The organism is Streptomyces omiyaensis, assembly GCF_014650895.1.
Taxonomy (GTDB): Bacteria; Actinomycetota; Actinomycetes; order Streptomycetales; family Streptomycetaceae; genus Streptomyces; species Streptomyces omiyaensis.
The window spans coordinates 38517-51115 of the sequence record NZ_BMVV01000028.1; the positions used below are offsets into that span (position 1 = coordinate 38517).

A 12599-nucleotide genomic window follows, 5' to 3' on the forward strand; every position below is an offset into this window, starting at 1 on the left:
GCCGGTGCCTCCGGAATCCAGTGAGGAACCGATTCTTCACCGTGCGGTTCGGCCTGCCGATGCCGACCGACTCCGCTGGGTGTGGAGTACAGGGTGGTCATGCCCGGACCAACGCGTCCCGGCCCCGGCGGGTCACCGCCGGAAGGAATCGGGCGACAGTTCGCCCCTTACCCGCGCACCCGCGGGCGGGCCCTCCGCCGGTCCGCGCCCGGCGCACACCCCTGGCCCGCCACCCGGTTGCTGACGTACCGTCAGATCCTATTCGAGGACCAGGAGGTCAGCCGTGGACGACGACCGGCCCGTCGCGCTCGACGAATACCCCGTGCACCAGGCCCCGCTGTCGATGAAGCACCACGTCAGCGGCGACCGGAACGCCTACGACCGCTGCATCTTCCACGTCTTCGACCACGCCGGCCGCGCCCTGCTCGTCGCCGGCCTCGGCGTCTACCCCAACACCGGGGTCGTCGACGCCTACGCCACCCTGCGCACCGGCGACCGGCTGCACGCCGTCCGCGCCTCCGACGCGCTCGGCGACGACCGGATGTGCCTGGAGGTCGGCCCGCTGCGGATCACCGTCGACGAGCCCCTCCGGCGCTTCACCCTGAGCTGCGCCGCCGACCCGGCCGATCCCGACGGGCTCTCCTTCGAGCTCACCTGGACGGGCGACTTCCCGCCCCTCTGGGAGCCGCACCACCTCCAGCGCACCGGCGGCCGGCTCACCCTGGAGGGCCGCCGCTTCGTCCAGGCCGGCCGCTGCGCGGGCACGATCCGGGCCGGCGGCGAGCGCTTCGAGGTCACGGCGGGGGAGTGGACCGGCACCCGCGACCGCAGCTGGGGCGTGCGCCCCATCCCCGGCGAGGAGCCGGGCCGCGCCGCCGAGTCGCGCCCCGAGGGCTTCCACTGGCTCTGGATCCCGATGCGCTTCGACGACCGCTTCGTGATGGTCGTGGCGCAGGAGGACGCCGACGGCTACCGCACCCTCAGCCAGGCCCAGCTGGTCCGGAACGGCCGGCGCGACGCGCAGCTCGGCTGGCCCCGCACCGAGATCGCGTACCGGCCCGGCACCCGGCACCCCGAGAGCGCCGTCGTCCACCTCGCCGACCCCGCGGGCAAGCCCCTGGAGATCGGCGTCGAGATCCTCGCCTCCTCCCCGCTCGCCGTCGGTGCGGGCTACCCGCCCGCCGGGGACTGGCAGCACGGCACCTGGCAGGGGCGCGACTGGACCGACCGGCGGGTCTACGACCTCTCCGACCCCGCCGCCCACCCGCTCGCCGCGTACGGCGTCACCGACCACTCCGCCCGCTTCACCCTCGACGGCCGCACCGGTCACGGGATTTTCGAGCACGGCTCCTTCGGGCGCCACGACCCCAGCGGCTTCGCCGACTTCGCCTCCACCGCCCGCTGAACCCCGCGCGCCGGGACCCGGGATCCGGGTACCGGGCCGCGCCCCGGCCCCGGGCCCCCGCCCCAGGGTCGCCCCTTTCGCGCGTCCCCGGGTCCCGGCGGGCGCCTCGTGCCCGAAGCAGAAGGAGCTCCGTATGGCCACGGCACCCCGACCCCGCACCAGCACCCGCGACCCCGAGGAGCTGGCCGCCCGGCTCACCGCCTGGCTCGACGCCCGGCTGCCCGGCGCCACCGTCTCCGGCCTCGCCGTCCCCGACTCCAACGGCATGTCCAGCGAGACTCTGCTCTTCGACCTGGAGCACCCGGACGCCCCCGTGCGCGGCTGCGCCCTCCGGCTGGCCGCCGACCCCGCCGCGTACACCGTCTTCCCGGTCTACGACATGGCCCGCCAGCACCGCGTGATGGCGCTCGTCGCCGACCGCACCGACGTGCCCGTCCCGCGGGTGCTCTGGCTGGAGGAGGACCCGGAGCCGCTCGGCGCCCCCTTCTTCGTGATGGCCCGCGCCGAGGGGCGGGTGCCGCCGGACGTCATGCCGTACACGTACGAGGGGAACTGGCTGCACGCCGCCACCGACGCCCAACGGGCCGTGCTGGAGGCGGAGTCGGTGGCCGTGCTGGCCCGGCTGCACGACCAGGTCCCGGCGAGGGAGGCCGCGTTCCTGCTGCCGGACGGCGAGGGAAGTCCGCTGCGCCGGCACGTCGACGCCCAACGCGCCTACTACGCCTGGGTGGTGGAAGGCCTCGCGCCCTCACCGCTCATCGAGGCGGCCTTCGCGCGCCTGGAGGAGCTGTGGCCGGAGGACGAGGGGCCGGCCGTGCTCTGCTGGGGCGACGCGAGGATCGGGAACATCGTCTACGACGGCTTCGCCCCGGCCGCCGTCCTCGACTGGGAGATGGCGGCGTGCGCGCCCCGCGAGGTCGACCTCGGCTGGACCGTCTACCTCCACCGCTTCTTCCAGGACCTGACTGTGACCTTCGGTCAGCCGGGCCTGCCCGGCTTCCTGCGCCGCGACGCGGTCGAGCGGCGGTACGCCGGACTCACCGGGCACGTGCCGCGCGCGATGGAGTTCCACACCCTGTACGCGGCGCTGCGGCACGCGATCGTGATGCTGAGGATCGCGTACCGCCAGGCGCACTTCGGCGAGGTCGAGGTCCCCGAGGACCCCGACCGGCTCATCCTGCACCACGCCGCCCTCGCGGCGATGGTGCGCGGCACCTACTGGGACGCCGCCGCCTGAGGCGGCCGGACGGGGCCTAGGCCGCGCGGCGCAGCTGGGCCGCGCGGATCGGCCGGGAGCCCGGGCCGCCGATGTGCGAGAAGGGCTGCGTGCGCCAGTCGAGGCCCTGGGGCAGGGTCAGGAGGAGCGCGGTGTCCTGCTCCTGGACGCCCTCCTCGTCGTCGGCGGAGGGCGCCTCGCCCGCGGATCGTCCGGTGCCCGGGCAGACCGTGAGGGTGAAGGGGCTCCACGGCGACGGGCACAGCGCGTGCTCGGGCAGCGCGTCCTCGTCCGCCAGCAGGGCGATGGGCTGATCACACTCCGGGCAGATCACGCGGAACATCTCAAAGGTGTCGTACGCGTCGAACTCTTCGGACGTGTCGACGGATTCAACGGGCTCCTGCATGGAGAACTCCCCCTCGGACAGGTCGGCCGATACTGTGCGGCCGGAACCACAGCAAGCCCTTCCCATGCGGAACTCCGCATAACCGTGAGCGGCGCTGTGATGCTCCGGCCAAACCTGTGGCGTTCGTCACATGCCTGTCGCAGGTGCCTCGTGAACGCCCATAGCGGCCCATACGACCCGCACCCGGCTGGGCCCGGGACCCTTCGGCGCAATAGGGTCGGCGCATGGAGGAGCTGGATCGTCAGATCGTGGAGTTGCTCGTCAAGGACGGGCGCATGAGCTACACCGACCTGGGCAAGGCCACCGGCCTGTCCACGTCGGCGGTGCATCAGCGCGTCCGCCGGCTGGAGCAGCGCGGAGTCATCCGCGGCTATGCCGCCGTCGTCGACCCCGAGGCGGTGGGGCTGCCGCTGACCGCCTTCATCTCGGTCAAACCCTTCGACCCCAGCGCCCCCGACGACACCCCCGACCGGCTCTCCGACATCCCCGAGATCGAGGCCTGCCACAGCGTCGCCGGTGACGAGAACTACATCCTCAAGGTGCGGGTCGCCACTCCCCTGGAGCTGGAGCACCTGCTCAGCCGGATCCGTTCCCAGGCGCACGTCTCCAGCCGCACCACCGTCGTCCTGTCCACCCCGTACGAAGCCAGGCCGCCGCGCATTTAGCCTGGTCGCATGAGCGAAAGCCTGAACCACGGCGAACACCGCACCGTGCTCCTGCGCGGTGGAGAAGTCCACAGCCCCGCCGACCCCTTCGCCACCGCCATGGTGGTGGAGCGCGGACACGTCGCCTGGGTGGGGGAGGAGGGTGCCGCCGACGCCTTCGCCTCCGGCGTGGACGAGGTCGTCGACCTGGAGGGCGCGCTCGTCACCCCGGCCTTCGTGGACGCCCACGTCCACACCACGGCCACCGGCTTCGCGCTCACCGGCCTCGACCTCTCCTCCGCCGCCTCGCTCGCCGAGGCGGCGGAGCTGGTCCGCGCCCACGCCGCCGCCCGTCCGGAGGACCGCATCCTCATCGGGCACGGCTGGGACGCCTCCCGCTGGCCCGAGCGGCGCCCGCTCGCGCGGGAGGAGCTGGACGGGCTCACCGGCGGCCGCCCGCTCTACCTCACCCGGATCGACGTCCACTCGGCCGTCGTCACCACCGCGCTGCTCGACCTCGTCCCCGGCGTACGGGAGCTGGACGGCTTCCACGACGGGCGCGCGCCCCTCACCGGCGACGCCCACCACGCGGTCCGCGCCGCGGCCTTCGCCGCCGTCTCGCCGGCCCAGCGCGCCGACGCCCAGCGCGCCGCCCGCGCGCACGCGGCCTCCCTCGGCATCGGCACCCTCCACGAGTGCGGCGGGCCGCAGATCTCCTCCGAGGACGACTTCACCGGCCTGCTGGACCTCGCCCGCTCCGAGCCCGGCCCCCGGGTGGTCGGCTACTGGGCCGATCTCGACGTCGAGCGGGCCCGCGCGCTCGGCGCCCTCGGCGCGGCCGGCGACCTCTTCGCCGACGGCTCCCTCGGCTCGCACACCGCCTGCCTCCACGAGCCCTACGCGGACTCCGCCGGTCGTACCGGCTCCGCCCACCTGGACGCCGCCACGGTCGCCGCCCACGTCGTGGCCTGCACCGAAGCGGGCCTCCAGGCCGGTTTCCACGCCATCGGCGACGCCGCTGTCTCCGCCGTCACGGACGGCATCCGGGCCGCCGCCGAGAAGGTCGGCCTCGCCCGGATCCGCGCCGCCCGGCACCGCGTCGAGCACGCCGAGATGCTCACCCCCGAGACGGTCGCCGCCTTCGCCGAGTTCGGCCTCACCGCCTCCGTCCAGCCCGCCTTCGACGCCCTGTGGGGCGGCGACGAGGGCATGTACGCCGACCGTCTCGGCGTCGAGCGGGCCCGCACCCTCAACCCGTACGCGGCCCTGCTCCGCGCGGGCGTGCCGCTCGCCTTCGGCTCGGACAGCCCGGTCACCCCGCTCGATCCGTGGGGGACCGTCCGGGCCGCGGCCTTCCACCGCACGCCCGGGCACCGGATCTCGGTCCGGGCGGCCTTCACCGCCCACACGCGCGGCGGCTGGCGGGCGGTCGGCCGGGACGACGCCGGCACCCTCGTGCCCGGCGCCCCCGCCGACTACGCGATCTGGCGGACCGGCGACCTGGTCGTCCAGGCCCCCGACGACCGGGTGGCCCGCTGGTCCACCGACCCGCGCTCCGGAACGCCCGGTCTGCCCGATCTGTCCCCCGGTGCGGAGCTCCCCGTCTGCCTCCGGACCGTGGTGCACGGACAGACGGTATTCGTACGGCCGAACGAGTGATGTGCGGTTGACGGACCCCCGGATGTACGCATCACGGGTTCGTTCCCGACCTGCGGATCTTCCGGCCCGGCCTGCGGTTTCTCGGGAACCGCGCAGGTCAAACGGGTGTTGACAGCCGACCGCCATGGGCGGGTAGGTTCTCCCGCGTCCACCACAGGACGTCCGACCGGACCACGCCTCCTCGCCGGCGCCGACCGCCGCCCGCGCCTCGGCCGTGAGGGAAGGTTTCGCCGGCGGAAGGTGCGACCCGGGTGGGGCCCGGACGTTCAGTAGACAACGGCCTTCGGCCGATCCGCAGCCAGCGGGTCCCGGGTCGGACCGAAGGACGTCGGGCCCCGCACCGCACCCTGGGGCCAGTCTCACACCCCGAAGGACCGGACCATCCCGGAGACCTCGCTAAGGTGGGGGCCTGTGTCTGTATCCGAAGGGGCAGTAGTGAACGACGGTGGCGTGAGGCGTTACGGCCCGCTCGGCAAGGCTTTGGTGATCATTCCGACCTACAACGAGGCGGACAACATCAGGCCGATCGTCGCGCGCGTACGGGAGGCCGTCCCCGAGGCGCACGTCCTCGTCGCCGACGACAACAGCCCCGACGGCACCGGAAAGTTCGCCGACGAGATCGCCGCCGACGACGACCACGTCCACGTCCTGCACCGCAAGGGCAAGGAGGGGCTGGGCGCCGCCTACCTCGCCGGCTTCCGCTGGGGCATCGAACACGGCTTCGACGTCCTCGTCGAGATGGACGCCGACGGCTCCCACCAGCCCGAGGAGCTGCCCCGGCTGCTCACCGCCCTCAAGGGCGCCGACCTCGTCCTCGGCTCCCGCTGGGTGCCGGGCGGCCGGATCGTGAACTGGCCGAAGTCCCGCGAATTCATCTCCCGCGGCGGCAGCCTCTACTCCCGCGTGATGCTCGACGTCCCGATCCGCGACGTCACCGGCGGCTACCGCGCCTTCCGCAAGGAGACCCTGGAGGGGCTGGGCCTGGAGGACGTGGCCTCGGCCGGCTACTGCTTCCAGGTCGACCTCGCCCGCCGGGCCGTCGCCGCCGGCTTCCACGTCGTCGAGGTCCCCATCACCTTCGTCGAGCGCGAGGTCGGCGACTCCAAGATGAGCCGCGACATCCTCGTCGAGGCCCTCTGGCGGGTCACCGGCTGGGGCCTCACCGCCCGCGCCGAGAAGGTCACCAAGCGCCTCGGCCGCAAGCGCGGCTGACCCCTCCGGCCCGGGCCGCACCGCGCGGTCCGGGCTGATCTTTTCCTTACGACGTTCCTGCCGCCCTCCAGGCACACTGGACGGCATGACGACCGGCGCACCGCCCCCGCAGACCCCCCGGCGCTCCCGCGCGCGCACCTTCCTCCCGCTCGGCCTCGCCGCCTGGCTGGTCCTGGAGATCTGGCTGCTCACCGTCGTGGCGAACGCGGCGGGCGGGCTGACCGTGCTGCTCCTCCTCGTCGGCGGCGCCGTCCTCGGCGTCACCGTCGTCAAGCGGGCCGGCCGGCGGGCCTTCGCCGGCCTCGCCTCCACCTTCCAGCAGGCCCAGGCCGCCGCGCAGAGCGGTGCGGCCCCGACCGAGGCCGACCGCAAGGGCGCCGGGGACCGCAACGGCTTCCTGATGCTCGGCGGCATCCTCCTGATCATCCCCGGCCTGATCTCCGACGCCGCCGGACTGCTGCTGCTCGTGCCGCCCGTCCGGGCCGCCCTGGGGCGCGCCGCGGAGCGGGCCGTCGAGCGGCGGATGGCCGCCGCGCCTCCCGGCAGCCTCCAGGACGCCTTCCAGCAGGCCCGCATCCGCCGGCCGGACGGCAAGGTGGTCCAGGGCGAGGTCATCCGCGACGACGCGCCCCAGGGCCCGTACGGCCCCGTCGACGGGCAGCGCCCGCCCCTGACGCCCTGAGCCGGCGGCGTGCGGGACTCCGGTCCCGTGCGCCCGCCGGGCCGGATCCGGCCGCGGGGCGCCTCGAGGCGCCCCGCGGCCGGGAAGGGAGCGGGTCGGGAAAGACGGAAAGGCGCCGGCCGGGAAGGCCGTCCGGGCGCGCGGACGCCGAGGGGCCCGGTACACCACATCGTGTACCGGGCCCCTCGGCGTTGCTCTGCCGTGCCGTCCGTCAGGCGGACTTGCGGCTGTCGCGCGGATGCACCGCGATGTTCATGGCGCCGGAGCGCAGGACGGCCAGCCTCTCGGCGAGGACTTCCTCCAGCTCCTCACGGGTACGCCGCTCCATGAGCATGTCCCAGTGCGTACGCGCCGGCTTGCCCTTCTTCTCTTCGGGTCCGTCGCCGTCCACCAGGAGAGCCTGGATTCCGCAGACCTTGCATTCCCACTCCGGCGGAATTTCCGCCTCCACCGAGAAGGGCATCTCAAAACGATGGCCCTTCTCGCATGCGTACTCCACGGCCTGGCGCGGGGCCAGATCGATGCCGCGGTCGGTCTCGTAGCTGGTCACCACGAGGCGCGTGCCGCGAAGAGCTCGCTCACTCATGAATCGTGCCTCCCGGGCTTGTCGCCCACAGGACAGGTGTCGCTGTCGTCGTCATCCGGTCAACGTCCGGTCGGCGAGAAAGATTCCCGTTCCGGGTAATGCGTCGCCCGTCGTGCCGCCCCTTGTTGTACCCACCGGTGCCCGTTTTGTCACATCCGGCGGCAGATATGACTCAACGTCTTCACGAAAGCAGCACGCAGTAACGGTCCGCCTGGCAGGCCAAACGCGTACACTACCGGCCTTTTACTTCCGCGTCTAAATTCGCTCGGGTACGACATTGCCCGCCTCCCGTGCCGCCTCGCGGACCGGCACGCGCGCGAGCAGGACGAAACCGGCCACGAAGAAGATCACCAGGGAGATGATGGCAGCTCGATAGCTTCCGGTCATCTGGTTCACGAGTCCGAACACCAGCGGGCCCAGCCAGCTCAGCCCCCGGTCGCTCAGCTCGTACGCCGAGAAGTACTCCGCCTCCTTGCCCTCCGGCACCGTGTGGGAGAAGAGCGAGCGCGACAGCGCCTGCGTCCCGCCCATCACCAGGCCGATGGCCGCCGCCAGGCAGTAGAAGAAGACCGGAGCCCCGGCGGGCAGGGCGTACCCCGCCAGCAGGATCAGGGTCCACACGACGAGGGCACCCAGGATCGTCCGCTTGGCCCCGTGCGTCCGGGCGATCCGGCCCATCGCGAGCGCGCCGGCCACCGCCAGCACCTGCACCAGCAGGACCGCCGTGATGAGCGTCGTCTGCTCCAGGCCCAGCTCGTTCTTGCCGAAGACGGCCGCCTGCGAGATCACCGTCTGGACCCCGTCGTTGTAGACCAGGTAGGCGAGCAGGAAGGCGAGCGTCTTCGGGTGGTTGCGCATGTCCACGAGCGTCGCCCGCAGCTGGCGCCAGCCGGCTCCCACCGCCCCCGCGGGGGCGGCCTTCCCGGCCGGGGGCAGGTGCCGGTCGCGCAGCCGCCGCAGCGGGATCAGCGCGAAGGCGCCCCACCAGAGTCCGGCGGAGGCGAGGCAGATCCGGACCGCCTCGCCCGCCGACAGCCCGAAGGAGGCGTGGTTCGTGTACAGGACCAGGTTGAGGACCAGGACCAGCGCGCCCGAGGCGTAGCCGAAGGCCCAGCCGCGCGAGGAGACCGCGTCCCGCTCCTCCGGCCCGGAGATCTGCGGCAGGTAGGAGTTGTAGAGCATCATCGACACGGCCAGCGCCGCGTTCGCCACGATCAGCAGGAGGGCGCCCAGCAGGTAGCGGTCGTCCTTCAGGAAGAACATGCCGGTCGTCGCGCCCGCCCCGATGTAGGCGGCCGCGGCGAGCAGCGGCTTCTTCCGCCCCTGCCGGTCGGCCGCCGCGCTCACCAGCGGCATCGCGACGATCGCCACCACGAGCGACGCCGACACCGCGTAGGCGAAGAGCGAGTCGACGTGCACGGGTATGCCGAGGGGGTGCACGTACTTCCCGCCGTGGGCCGCCGTCCTGGCCAGCTCGTTCAGGTACGGCCCCAGGAAGACGGTCACGACGCTGGTCGAGTAGACCGAGCAGGCGAAGTCGTAGAAGTACCAGCCGCGCTGCTCCCGCCTGCGCTCTGCCGGATCGGTGATGGGCCCCTCAGGACCGGTCGTCTCGGCGGTCACGGCCGCACGCCCCCCTCGCTCGTCCCCGTCCCCGGGACGCCCGCTCGGCCTCAGGTCCACGCCCCGCGGGCGGTGAGGACCTCGCGCAGCGTCTCGAGATGATCGGTCATGATGCCATCGACCCCCAGGTCGAGGAGAGAGTCCATGCGCTCCGGATCGTTCACGGTCCACACGTGGACCTGGAGCCCCCGCGCGTGGGCGGCCCGGACGAACCGGCGGTCGACCACGCGGACCCCGCCCTGCGTCTCCGGGACCTGCGCCGCGACCGCCCCGGCCCGCAGCGGGGCCGGGATCCCGAAGGAGCGCATCCGCAGGGCCGCCACCCCGGTCACGCCGTACGAGGTGGCCAGCCGGGGGCCCGCGAGCCGCTGGGCCCGGGCCACCCGCGCCTCGGTGAAGGAGCCGACCAGGACCCGGTCCCAGGCGTCGGCGCGCGCGATCAGGTCGACCAGCGGGACGAGCGCCGACTCGGTCTTGAGGTCCACGTTCCAGCGGGCCTCGGGGAACTCGTGGAGCAGGTCCTCGAAGAGCGGCAGCGGCTCCTCGCCCGCCACGCGGGCCTCCCGCACCGCCGCCCACGGCAGGTCGCGGATGAGCCCGGTGGCGTCCGTCACGCGGTCCAGCGTCGCGTCGTGGAAGGCGACGAGCACCCCGTCGGCGGTGGTGTGCACATCGGTCTCGAAATAGCGGAAGCCCGCCGCGGCGGCCCGGCGGAAGGCGGCCGCGGTGTTCTCCAGGCCGTCCGCCGTGCCGCCCCGGTGGGCGAAGGGCAGCGGATGCGGGTGGTCGAGGTAGGGGTGGCGTACGCGAGTCACCGCCGCAGTATGGCGCCTTCCGGTGACCGGGCGGCGACCGAGGCGCCGACGGCGTCCGGCTCGGGGACGGCGAAGAGGCGCAGGAAGAACTGGGCGAGCGGGCCGATTGCCAGCGCGTAGAGGACCGTTCCGGCGCCGACGGTGCCGCCGAGCAGGAAGCCGGTGGTCACGACCGCGACCTCGATCAGCGTCCGGGCCAGCCGGATCGACCAGCCGGTCACCCGGTGCAGCCCGGTCATCAGCCCGTCGCGCGGGCCCGGGCCGAAGCGGGCCGCGATGTACAGGCCGGTCGCCACGCCGTTCAGGACGATGCCCAGGACCAGCAGGGAGATCCGGAGCGGCAGGCCGTGGAGCTCCGGCAGCAGCGCCAGCGTGCCGTCCATCGCCAGGCCGACCACGAACACGTTCGACACCGTGCCCAGACCCGGCCGCTGCCGGATCGGGATCCACAGCAGCAGGACGAGCGCCCCCACGACGATCGACACCACCCCGATCGTCAGGCCGGTCCGTTCGGCCAGGCCCTGGTGCAGCACGTTCCACGGCTCCAGGCCGAGCCCCGACCGGACCAGCAGGGCCGAGCTGACCCCGTACAGGGTCAGGCCCGCGTAGAGCTGGACGAGCCGGCGGGTCAGATGCCGGCCGCGGGAGCCGGAGGCGATGGACATGGAGGTGCCCCCCTGGGGTGGTGTCGGCGGGTGTGACGCGGCCCGGTGTGGTGACGGTGGACCGACTCATGACACTCTGTGGCGGGAGAACGGATGCCAACCATGGCCAATTCGACGAAGGTGGACTGATTTCCATGGCTCAGTGGACCTCGGCCGTCGGTGCCGCCCAGCTGGCGCGGCAGCTCCAGGCCCAGCAGCCGCGCCCCGCCGGTCCCGGCGCGCGGAAGCCGCCCGCCTACCGCGCCCTCGCCGACGGCATCCGGCTGCTCGTCCTGGAGGGCCGGGTCCCGGTCGCCGCCCGGCTGCCCGCCGAGCGCGAACTCGCCCTCGCCCTCACCGTCAGCCGCACCACCGTGGCCGCCGCCTACGAGGCGCTGCGCACCGAGGGCTTCCTGGAGTCCCGGCGCGGCGCCGGCAGCTGGACCGCCGTCCCGGCGGGCAACCCGCTGCCCGCGCGCGGTCTCGAACCGCTGCCCCCGGAGACCCTCGGCTCCCTGATCGACCTCGGCTGCGCCGCCCTCCCCGCCCCCGAGCCCTGGCTCACCCGGAGCGTCCAGGGAGCCCTGGAGGAGCTGCCGCCGTACGCCCACACCCACGGCGACTACCCGGCCGGGCTCCCCGCGCTGCGGGCGATGCTGGCGGAGCGGTACACCGCCCGGGGCATCCCGACCATGCCCGAGCAGATCATGGTCACCACCGGCGCGATGGGCGCCATCGACGCCATCTGCCACCTCTTCGCCGGACGCGGCGAGCGGATCGCCGTCGAGTCGCCCTCGTACGCCAACATCCTCCAGCTGATGCGGGAGGCGGGCGCCCGGCTGGTCCCCGTCGCCATGTCCGAGGGGCTGGGCAGCTGGGACCTGGGCCGCTGGCGGCAGGTGCTGCGCGACGCCGCGCCCCGCCTCGCGTACGTCGTCGCCGACTTCCACAACCCGACCGGCGCCCTCGCCGACGAGGACCAGCGCCGGCGGCTCGTGGAGGCCGCCCGCGCGGCCGGCACGGTCCTCGTCGTCGACGAGACCATGACCGAGCTCTGCCTCGACGACGACGTGGAGATGCCCCGGCCGGTCTGCGCCTTCGACCCGGCCGGCTCCACGGTCCTCACGGTCGGCTCGGCCAGCAAGGCCTTCTGGGCCGGGATGCGGATCGGCTGGGTCCGCGCCGCGCCCGACGTCATCCGCTCCCTGGTCGCCGCGCGCGCCTACGCCGACCTGGGCACGCCCGTCCTGGAGCAGCTCGGCGTCAACTGGCTGATGCGCACCGGAGGGTGGGAGAAGGCGGTCGGCCTGCGCCGGGCGCAGGCCCGGGAGAACCGGGACGCGCTGGTGGCGGCGGTCCGCAGGGAGCTGCCGGAGTGGGAGTTCGAGGTGCCGAAGGGCGGACTGACGCTCTGGGTGCGCACCGGCGGCCTCTCCGGCTCCCGGCTGGCCGAGGCGGGGGAGCGGGTCGGCGTCCGGGTGCCCTCCGGTCCCCGCTTCGGCGTGGACGGCGCCTTTGAGGGGTACGTCCGGCTGCCGTTCACCGTCGGCGGCCCGGTCGCCGACGAGGCGGCGAGCCGGCTCGCGGCGGCGGCCCGGCTGGTCGAGTCGGGCCTCGGCGGGGGAGTCGAACCGCCCCGGACCTTCGTGGCCTGAGCGGGCGGAGGACGGCGCGCACGGCGAGGGCCGGTACGGACCCCGGGTCCGT

The 12599-nt window shown here is 73.8% G+C and carries 12 protein-coding genes; 7 read left to right on the plus strand and 5 right to left on the minus strand.

The features are described from left to right. Window positions 1–343: 343 nt before the first annotated feature. Both IE287_RS31860 and IE287_RS31865 read left to right on the plus strand, forming a co-directional pair. Entirely contained in the window at window positions 344–1405 is a 1062-nt protein-coding gene (locus tag IE287_RS31860) for an Rv3169 family protein (protein WP_373307941.1), read from the plus strand. 133 nt (window positions 1406–1538) lie between these two features. Continuing rightward, the gene (locus IE287_RS31865; protein WP_189852719.1) at window positions 1539–2642 is read left to right on the plus strand and encodes a phosphotransferase family protein; all 1104 of its coding nucleotides are present in this window, start codon (window positions 1539–1541) and stop codon (window positions 2640–2642) included. A 16-nt stretch (window positions 2643–2658) separates the two neighbouring features. On the opposite strand, the gene IE287_RS31870 is transcribed toward IE287_RS31865, so the two are convergent. Beyond that, a complete protein-coding gene (locus tag IE287_RS31870) occupies window positions 2659–3027 on the minus strand; it encodes a hypothetical protein (RefSeq protein ID WP_189852720.1) in 369 nt (122 codons plus the stop codon). Window positions 3028–3251: 224 nt separating this feature from the next. Between IE287_RS31870 and IE287_RS31875 the strand changes: the two genes are divergently transcribed. The 4 genes from IE287_RS31875 to fxsA all read left to right on the plus strand — a co-directional run bounded on the left by IE287_RS31875 (window position 3252) and on the right by fxsA (window position 7224). Then, window positions 3252–3692: an Lrp/AsnC family transcriptional regulator gene (locus IE287_RS31875; RefSeq protein WP_189852721.1), complete on the plus strand. Its 441-nt coding sequence runs from the start codon at window positions 3252–3254 to the stop codon at window positions 3690–3692. A 9-nt stretch (window positions 3693–3701) separates the two neighbouring features. Further along, window positions 3702–5330, plus strand: coding sequence for an amidohydrolase (locus IE287_RS31880; RefSeq protein WP_189852722.1), 1629 nt, complete (start codon window positions 3702–3704; stop codon window positions 5328–5330). Window positions 5331–5765: 435 nt separating this feature from the next. Further along, a complete protein-coding gene (locus IE287_RS31885) occupies window positions 5766–6542 on the plus strand; it encodes a polyprenol monophosphomannose synthase (protein ID WP_189852723.1) in 777 nt (258 codons plus the stop codon). A gap of 85 nt (window positions 6543–6627) precedes the next feature. Further along, complete coding sequence (gene fxsA / locus IE287_RS31890) at window positions 6628–7224, plus strand: FxsA family membrane protein (RefSeq protein ID WP_189852724.1); 597 nt, start codon at window positions 6628–6630, stop codon at window positions 7222–7224. 211 nt (window positions 7225–7435) lie between these two features. Here fxsA and IE287_RS31895 read toward each other — a convergent pair whose 3' ends face one another. The 4 genes from IE287_RS31895 to yczE all read right to left on the minus strand — a co-directional run bounded on the left by IE287_RS31895 (window position 7436) and on the right by yczE (window position 10913). After that, window positions 7436–7810 carry an RNA polymerase-binding protein RbpA gene (locus IE287_RS31895; protein ID WP_015032218.1) on the minus strand — a complete coding sequence of 125 codons (375 nt, stop codon included), beginning with the start codon at window positions 7808–7810 and terminating at the stop codon, window positions 7436–7438. A gap of 255 nt (window positions 7811–8065) precedes the next feature. Next, on the minus strand, window positions 8066–9433 hold the full coding sequence (locus IE287_RS31900) for an MFS transporter (protein ID WP_189852725.1): 1368 nt from the start codon (window positions 9431–9433) through the stop codon (window positions 8066–8068). A gap of 50 nt (window positions 9434–9483) precedes the next feature. Then, window positions 9484–10248, minus strand: coding sequence for a glycerophosphodiester phosphodiesterase family protein (locus tag IE287_RS31905; RefSeq protein WP_189852726.1), 765 nt, complete (start codon window positions 10246–10248; stop codon window positions 9484–9486). Continuing rightward, window positions 10245–10913 (minus strand): membrane protein YczE, encoded by a 669-nt coding sequence (yczE, locus tag IE287_RS31910; RefSeq protein ID WP_189852727.1) that lies wholly within the window; start codon window positions 10911–10913, stop codon window positions 10245–10247. The genes IE287_RS31905 and yczE overlap by 4 nt, the downstream gene beginning before the upstream one ends. A 134-nt stretch (window positions 10914–11047) precedes the next feature. Between yczE and IE287_RS31915 the strand changes: the two genes are divergently transcribed. Further along, complete coding sequence (locus IE287_RS31915; protein ID WP_189852728.1) at window positions 11048–12547, plus strand: SCO1417 family PLP biosynthesis transcription factor; 1500 nt, start codon at window positions 11048–11050, stop codon at window positions 12545–12547. Window positions 12548–12599 lie beyond the last annotated feature (52 nt).

Excerpts from the sequence above, each read along its gene's own strand:
- IE287_RS31860 (WP_373307941.1), top strand. The coding sequence starts at position 344 with ATGAAGCACCACGTCAGCGGCGACCGGAACGCCTACGACCGCTGCATC.
- IE287_RS31865 (WP_189852719.1), top strand. The coding sequence starts at position 1,539 with ATGGCCACGGCACCCCGACCCCGCACCAGCACCCGCGACCCCGAGGAG.
- IE287_RS31870 (WP_189852720.1), bottom strand. The coding sequence starts at position 3,027 with ATGCAGGAGCCCGTTGAATCCGTCGACACGTCCGAAGAGTTCGACGCG.
- IE287_RS31875 (WP_189852721.1), top strand. The coding sequence starts at position 3,252 with ATGGAGGAGCTGGATCGTCAGATCGTGGAGTTGCTCGTCAAGGACGGG.
- IE287_RS31880 (WP_189852722.1), top strand. The coding sequence starts at position 3,702 with ATGAGCGAAAGCCTGAACCACGGCGAACACCGCACCGTGCTCCTGCGC.
- fxsA (WP_189852724.1), top strand. The coding sequence starts at position 6,628 with ATGACGACCGGCGCACCGCCCCCGCAGACCCCCCGGCGCTCCCGCGCG.
- IE287_RS31895 (WP_015032218.1), bottom strand. The coding sequence starts at position 7,810 with ATGAGTGAGCGAGCTCTTCGCGGCACGCGCCTCGTGGTGACCAGCTAC.
- yczE (WP_189852727.1), bottom strand. The coding sequence starts at position 10,913 with ATGTCCATCGCCTCCGGCTCCCGCGGCCGGCATCTGACCCGCCGGCTC.
- IE287_RS31915 (WP_189852728.1), top strand. The coding sequence starts at position 11,048 with ATGGCTCAGTGGACCTCGGCCGTCGGTGCCGCCCAGCTGGCGCGGCAG.